The sequence below is a fragment of the Streptomyces sp. 8L genome, assembly GCF_020176795.1.
GTDB lineage: Bacteria > Actinomycetota > Actinomycetes > Streptomycetales > Streptomycetaceae > Streptomyces.
The window spans coordinates 1-7,706 of sequence record NZ_JAIUKE010000049.1 but is presented as its reverse complement, the minus strand read 5'-3'; the positions used below and the strand labels follow the sequence as shown (position 1 = coordinate 7,706).

The window sequence follows — 7,706 nt, the reverse complement described above, 5'->3', positions numbered from 1 at the left end:
TTCACCCCCGCCCGCCCCCCCCCCGCAGAGGACTGGTGTTCGCCCCCCCCGCGGGCGGGGGGGGGGCCCCCCGCCCCGCGGGGGGCGGGGGCCGGGGGGGGCGGGCCCCCGGGGGGGGGGGGGCCACCCCCCCCCCCACGCGTCGGCCCGGTCGTCGTCCGCACGTGGCTCCGTCCGTTCCCCGGCCGTTCAGGCGGGCGGGCGCCCGGGCGCGGGCGCTCCGTCCGGCCCCTGCGCCGACCCCGGTACGGAACTGGTCGAACCCGCGGGCCCCGTGGAACTCGCGGGACCCGTGGGATCGGTGGGACCCGTGGGCCCCGCGGCCTCGTCCCGCGCCTGGCCGGCCGCGGTGCCGGGAGCCGCGGAGACGGAACCCGAGGCCGGCCCCGCCTCGGGGCTGCCCGGAGTGGGCTTGGTGCCGGGTGCGGCACCCACCCCGGAGCCGAGCGAAGGGCCCGAGGACATCGGTACGGGCGCCGCGTCCTTGCGCAGCCGGAACCAGTAGAACCCGTGGCCCGCCAGGGTGAGGAGATACGGCCACTCGCCGACGGCGGGGAACCGCACGCCGCCGATCAGCTCCACCGGGTACCGGCCGCTGTACTCCCGCAGGTCCAGCTCCGTGGGCTGGGCGAACCGGGAGAAGTTGTGCACGCACAGCACCAGGTCGTCGCCGTTGCCCTCGGGCGACGGCGCCTCCCGCAGGAAGGCAAGCACCGCCGGGTTGGACGAGGGCCGTTCGGTGTACGTGCCGATGCCGAACGCGGGGTTCTGCTTGCGGATCTCGATCATCCGGCGCGTCCAGTGCAGCAGCGACGCGGGCGACGCCATGGCCGCCTCGACGTTGGTGACCTGGTAGCCGTAGACCGGGTCCATGATCGTCGGCAGGTAGAGCCGGCCCGGATCGCTGGAGGAGAAGCCCGCGTTGCGGTCGGGCGTCCACTGCATGGGCGTCCTGACCGCGTCGCGGTCGCCCAGCCAGATGTTGTCGCCCATGCCGATCTCGTCGCCGTAGTACAGGATCGGCGAGCCGGGCAGCGACAGCAGCAGCGCGGTGAACAGCTCGATCTGGTTGCGGTCGTTGTCCAGCAGCGGGGCGAGGCGCCGCCTGATGCCGATGTTCGCGCGCATCCGCGGGTCCTTGGCGTACTCCGCGTACATGTAGTCGCGCTCTTCGTCCGTGACCATTTCGAGCGTCAACTCGTCGTGGTTGCGCAGGAAGATGCCCCACTGGCAGCCGCTCGGGATGGCCGGCGTCTTCGCCAGGATCTCCGAGACCGGGTAGCGCGACTCGCGGCGCACCGCCATGAAGATGCGCGGCATCACCGGGAAGTGGAACGCCATGTGGCACTCGTCGCCGCCCTTGGCGTAGTCGCCGAAGTAGTCGACCACGTCCTCGGGCCACTGGTTGGCCTCGGCGAGCAGCACCGTGTCCGGGTAGTGGGCGTCGATCTCCGCGCGCACCCGCTTGAGGAAGGAGTGCGACTGCGGCAGGTTCTCGCAGTTGGTGCCCTCCTCCGCGTACAGGTACGGCACGGCGTCGAGGCGGAAGCCGTCGATGCCGAGGTCGAGCCAGAACCGCAGGGCGGAGATCATCTCCTCCTGCACCGTCGGGTTCTCGTAGTTGAGGTCCGGCTGGTGCGAGAAGAAGCGGTGCCAGTAGTACTGCTTGCGCACCGGATCGAAGGTCCAGTTGGAGGCCTCGGTGTCGACGAAGATGATGCGGGCGTCGGCGAACTGCTTGTCGTCGTCCGCCCACATGTAGTAATCGCCGTACGGGCCCTCCGGGTTGGCGCGCGACTCCTGGAACCAGGGGTGCTGGTCGCTGGTGTGGTTCATGACCACGTCGATGATCACGCGCATGCCGCGCTGGTGCGCGGCGTCGACGAACTCCACGAAGTCGGCGAGGTCGCCGAACTCCGGCAGTACCGCCGTGTAGTCGGACACGTCGTACCCGCCGTCGCGCAGCGGCGACTTGAAGAACGGCGGCAGCCAGAGGCAGTCGACGCCGAGCCATTGCAGGTAGTCGAGCTTGGCGGTGAGCCCCTTCAGGTCACCGATGCCGTCGCCGTTGCTGTCCTGGAACGAGCGCACCAGGACTTCGTAGAACACGGCACGTTTGAACCAGTCGGGGTTGAGGTCCTTCGAAGGAGTGTCCTCGAAGGTGTCGTGGACGGGCTCGTTGACGATCATGATGTGGGTGACCCTCCGATCGGCGGGGACGGTCGCAGGGCGACGATGTGCGCGGGCGTGACGCCCGGCTCCAGGCGCACATAGTTGGCCCTGCCCCAGTGATAGGTGTCGCCGGTGAGCTCGTCGCGCACCGGAACGGTCTCGTGCCAGTCGAGGCCGAGCCGCGGCATGTCCAACGAGACCGTGGCCTCCTGGGTGTGGTGCGGGTCGAGGTTGACGACCACCAGAACGATGTCCGAACCCGCCCGCTTGCTGAACGCGAGGACGGAGTCGTTGTCGGCGTCGTGGAAGTGGATGTCCCGCAGCTGCTGGAGCGCGGGATGCCGCCGCCTGAGCCGGTTCAGCGTGGTGATCAGTGGTGCGATCGTGCGGCCCTCGCGCTCGGCCGCCTCCCAGTCCCTGGGCCTGAGCTGGTACTTCTCGGAGTCCATGTACTCCTCGCTGCCGGGGCGCACCGGGGTGTTCTCGCACAGCTCGAACCCCGCGTACACCCCCCAGGACGGAGACATCGTCGCCGCGAGCACCGCGCGGACCTCGAACGCGGGCCGGCCGCCGTCCTGAAGGTACCCGTGCAGGATGTCGGGCGTGTTGACGAAGAAATTCGGGCGCATGTACGCCGCGGACTCTCCCGAGAGCTCGGTCAGGTAATCCGTGAGTTCCCCCTTCGCCGTACGCCAGGTGAAGTAGGTGTACGACTGCTGGAAGCCGACGGCGGCCAGCGCGCGCATCATCGCGGGGCGGGTGAACGCCTCCGCCAGGAAGATCACGTCCGGGTCCGTGCGGTTGACGGTCCGGATGACCTTCTCCCAGAAGACCACGGGCTTGGTGTGCGGGTTGTCGACACGGAAGACGCGTACCCCGTGCTCCATCCAGTAGCGCAGGATTCGCACGGTTTCCCTGACGAGCCCCCGCATGTCCGCGTCGAACGCGATGGGGTAGATGTCCTGGTACTTCTTCGGCGGGTTCTCCGCGTACGCGATCGAGCCGTCGGGACGGTGGTGGAACCACTCGGGCCTCTTCGCCACCCACGGGTGGTCGGGGGAGCACTGGAGGGCGAAGTCGAGCGCGATCTCCATCCGCAGGTCCCGCGCGGTCCGCACGAACCGGTCGAAGTCCTCGATCGTGCCGAGGTCCGGGTGGACCGCGTCGTGGCCGCCGTCCGCGGAGCCGATCGCCCACGGCACGCCGACGTCCTCGGGGCCCGCGGAGAGCGTGTTGTTGGGGCCCTTGCGGAAGGTGGAGCCGATCGGGTGGATCGGCGGCAGGTACACCACGTCGAAGCCCATCGCGGCGATCGCGGGCAGCCGCTCGGCCGCCGTCGCGAACGTGCCGCTCACCGGCGGCTCGCCCGGCCTGACCACGGCCCCCTCGGATCGCGGGAACATCTCGTACCAGGACCCGAACAGCGCCCGCCGGCGCTCCACCCGCAGCGGCAGCGGCTTCGACTGCGACACCAGGTCCCGCAGCGGATACCGCGTCAGCGCCTCGTCCACCTCGGGCGTCAGCGCCGCGGCCAGCCGGGCGGCGGCCGGGCGCGCGGCGTCCCGCAGCGCGTCCACGGCCGCGAGCACCGACTCGCGGCCCTCCCGCTTCGGTACGCCCTCGGCGGCGCGCTCGTACAGGGCGGCGCCCTCGGCCAGGACCAGGTCGGTGTCGATGCCGGCCGGGATCTTGATGCCGGCCGTGTGCCGCCACGTGGTGACGGGGTCGCTCCACGCCTCGACCGTGTACGTCCAGGCGCCCTCCTCCGTCGGAGTGACCTCGGCGCCCCACCGGTCCGTGCCCGGCGCGAGTTCGCGCATGGGCGTGAAAGGGCCGGGACGGCCCGCGGGATCGGTGAGCACGACGTTGGCCGCGACGGCGTCATGGCCTTCGCGGAAGACGGTCGCGGCGACCTGGAAGGTCTCACCGCTCACCGCCTTCGCGGGGCGTCTGCCGCAGTCGACGAGCGGGGTTACGTCCAGGACGGGGATGCGACCGATCAGTTTCACCGAATCACCTGAAGGCTGGGCGGGGCGTGGCGGGCAGGACTCGTCGAACGGGTGGAGCGGTGCCGGCGGCCGGCACGGTGGGGTGGTGCCGTGCAGCGCCCTCCTGAAAGTCCGGCAGGAGGAGCGCGAGGTGAGCAAGGGGCTGGAGATCAGATTTTGGTCTGGCTTGTCATTTTTTGGCCATCTTTATCATTGATTTGCTCTTCTTTTTAGCCGCTTGATCCACTGCGGCGAGGGTGTGAGCAGGGCCGGCCCTGCCCGTGCCCGTCCGCATCCACGCGAAGTTCACTCGAACAGCACTCACGGACGGTGCGTACGGGGGAGCCTTCCATGAGAGCAGGGTTGCCAATCCGGCGGCGTGTTAACTCCCCGCGCCGGAACGGTCACCCAATCCTCTACCGGGTGGCGCTCTCGCGCGAGTCCGCCCCGGCCCGCGCGGGCCACTGTGCCCGGCCGGGCACACGCTCCGGCGCACACCTCAGGTCCGGGACCGGTACGTCGCGGGTACGGCGCGGAAACGGCCGCGACGCGCGCGAATGCGCCGTGGTTGTCCGGGGCAGGGTCGGGCTAACGTCTCACCACGGCGGGACGCCCGGTGCGGTGCGTCCCCTCCGATACGTATGTCCCTTGCGAAGGTGGAGCACGTGAAGGCAATCCGTCGGTTCACCGTCCGTCCGGTACTTCCCGAGCCCCTCGGCCCGCTGAGCGATCTGGCCCGCAACCTGCGCTGGTCCTGGCACACCGGGACCCGCGAACTGTTCGAGGCCGTCGACCCGGAGGGCTGGCGGGCCGCGGGCCGCGACCCGGTCCGGCTGCTCGGCTCGGTGTCCGCGGCGCGCCTCGCCGAGCTGGCCGCCGACCGGACCTTCCTCGACAGACTGACCGCGGCAGCCGCCGACCTGGACGCCTATCTGCGCGAGGACCGCTGGTACCAGCGGCGCGACGCCGGCCTGGGGGACGGCGCGGACGAGGCGGACACCGCCGCGGACGACAGCGACCCGGCCGCGGCCGGCGGCCTGCCCGCCGCGATCGCCTACTTCTCGCCCGAGTTCGGCATCACCGCCGCCCTGCCGCAGTACTCGGGCGGCCTCGGCATCCTGGCCGGCGACCACCTCAAGTCCGCCAGCGACCTCGGCGTGCCGCTGATCGGCGTGGGGCTGCTCTACCGGCACGGCTACTTCCGCCAGTCCCTGTCCAGGGACGGCTGGCAGCAGGAGACGTACCCGGTCCTCGACCCGCACGAGCTGCCGCTGACCCAGCTGCGCGAGGCGGACGGCGCCCCCGCGCTGGTCGAGCTCGCGCTGCCCGGCGGCCGGGCGCTGCGCGCCAGGATCTGGCTGGCGCAGGTCGGCCGGGTACCGCTGCTGATGCTCGACTCGGACGTCGAGGAGAACGGCCAGAGCGAACGCGAGGTCACCGACCGGCTCTACGGCGGCGGCAGCGAGCACCGGCTGCTCCAGGAGATGCTGCTCGGCATCGGCGGGGTGCGTGCCGTGCGCACGTACTGCCGGCTCACCGGCCACCCCGAGCCCGAGGTTTTTCACACCAACGAGGGACACGCCGGGTTCCTCGGCCTGGAGCGGATTCGGGAGCTGACGGCGGGGAACACCGACGGCGCGGGCTTCGAGGCGGCGCTGGGGGCGGTCCGCGCGGGCACCGTCTTCACCACCCACACCCCGGTGCCCGCGGGCATCGACCGGTTCGACCGCGCGCTCGTCGCCCACCACTTCGGCGCCGACGGCGAGCTGCCGGGCGTCGATGTCGAGCGGGTGCTCGGGCTCGGACTTGAGACGTACCAGGGCGGCGACCCCAACCTGTTCAACATGGCCGTGATGGGCCTTCGGCTCGCGGGCCGCGCCAACGGGGTCTCCATCCTGCACGGTGCCGTCAGCCGGGGCATGTTCGCCGGGCTGTGGCCGGGATTCGACGCCAGCGAGGTGCCGATCACCTCGGTCACCAACGGGGTGCACGCGCCGACCTGGGTCGCTCCGGAGGTCGCCGAGCTGGGCGCCCGGCAGATCGGCCGGGACCGTGCCGAGCAGGCGCTGGCCATCGGCGGACGCGCCCGCTGGGAGGCGGTGGCCGGCATCCCGGACGCCGACATCTGGGAGGTGCGGCGCGCGCTGCGCGGCCGGCTGGTCGACGAGGTGCGGGAGCGGCTGCGTGCCTCCTGGCGCCGGCGCGGCGCGGCGGCGGCCGAACTCGGCTGGATCGACGGCGTCCTCGACCCGGACGTGCTGACGATCGGGTTCGCCCGGCGCGTTCCCTCGTACAAGCGGCTCACGCTGATGCTCAAGGACCGCGAGCGGCTGACCAGGATGCTGCTCGACCCGGAGCACCCGGTGCAGATCGTGGTCGCGGGCAAGGCGCATCCGGCGGACGACGGCGGCAAGCGCCTCATCCAGGAGCTGGTGCACTTCGCGGACGACCCGCGGGTGCGGCACCGGATCGTGTTCCTGCCGGACTACGGCATGGGCATGGCGCAGAACCTCTACCCCGGCTGCGACGTGTGGCTGAACAACCCGCTGCGCCCGCTGGAGGCGTGCGGCACCAGCGGCATGAAGGCCGCGCTCAACGGGTGCCTCAACCTCTCGGTCCTGGACGGCTGGTGGGACGAGTGGTACGAGCCGGACCTCGGCTGGGCCATCCCCACCGCAGACGGCTCGGCCGCCGCTGACGAGAACCGGCGCGACGAACTGGAGGCGGGGGCGCTCTACGAGCTGATCGAGAACCGGATCGCGCCGCGCTTCTACGACCGGAGCGCGCACGCCGACGGCGCCGCGGGCGCGGACGGGGCCGGCCTGCCCGGCCGCTGGATCGAGATGGTCCGCCGCACACTGGTCACGCTGGGGCCGAAGGTGGTCGCGGGCCGGATGGTGCGCGAGTACGTGGAGCGGCTGTACGCGCCGGCCGCACGGGCCCACCGGGCGCTCGACACCGCGGCGGCGGGCGAGCTTGCGGCGTGGAAGTACCGGGTCCGCACGCTGTGGCCGTACGTCTCCATCGAGCACGTGGAGACCCTGTCGGCGCTGTCGGACGGTGCCGTTCCCGCCACCGCGGAACTGGGCGCCACGCTCTCCCTGCGGGTCGGTGTCGGCCTCGGCGAACTGCGCCCCGACGACGTCGAGGTGCAGGCCGTGGCGGGCCGGGTCGGCTCGGACGACACCATCGCGGACGCGCAGACGTTCCCGCTGAAGCCGGCGGGCGGACCGGACGGCGAGGGCCGCTGGGTCTACGAGGGGCCGCTGGCCCTGGACCGTACGGGCTCCTTCGGCTACACCGTGCGCGTACTGCCGTCGCACGCGCTGCTGGCCAACGCCGCGGACCTCGGCCTGGTGGCACTGCCCACCGAGGCGGCGGGCGAGAACGCGGGGGTCCTGATGCGGTGAGCCGTCCCGGCCACCGGTCTGTCGAAGGCCCGGAGCGGGCCCCCGCCCCCCAAGCGCTGAAGGCGGGCAGGCTCGGTGTGAAGGACAAAAAAAAACAGAAGAAATAAGAAAAGTAAGGAGCGGCGGCGGCGCGCGG

At 71.7% G+C, this 7,706-nt stretch carries 2 protein-coding genes and 1 pseudogene; 1 reads left to right on the top strand and 2 read right to left on the bottom strand.

The window, feature by feature from the left end:
• Positions 1–474 precede the first annotated feature (474 nt).
• Positions 475–2,190: pseudogene (treS, locus tag LCE31_RS06265) on the bottom strand (maltose alpha-D-glucosyltransferase); the annotation flags it as partial.
• The gene (locus LCE31_RS06260; RefSeq protein ID WP_225012972.1) at positions 2,187–4,175 is read right to left on the bottom strand and encodes an alpha-1,4-glucan--maltose-1-phosphate maltosyltransferase; all 1,989 of its coding nucleotides are present in this window, start codon (positions 4,173–4,175) and stop codon (positions 2,187–2,189) included. The pseudogene treS and the gene LCE31_RS06260, both read right to left, overlap by 4 nt.
• Before the next feature lie 650 nt (positions 4,176–4,825).
• Here LCE31_RS06260 and glgP point away from each other — a divergent pair.
• On the top strand, positions 4,826–7,570 hold the full coding sequence (gene glgP / locus LCE31_RS06255; protein ID WP_225012971.1) for an alpha-glucan family phosphorylase: 2,745 nt from the start codon (positions 4,826–4,828) through the stop codon (positions 7,568–7,570).
• Positions 7,571–7,706 lie beyond the last annotated feature (136 nt).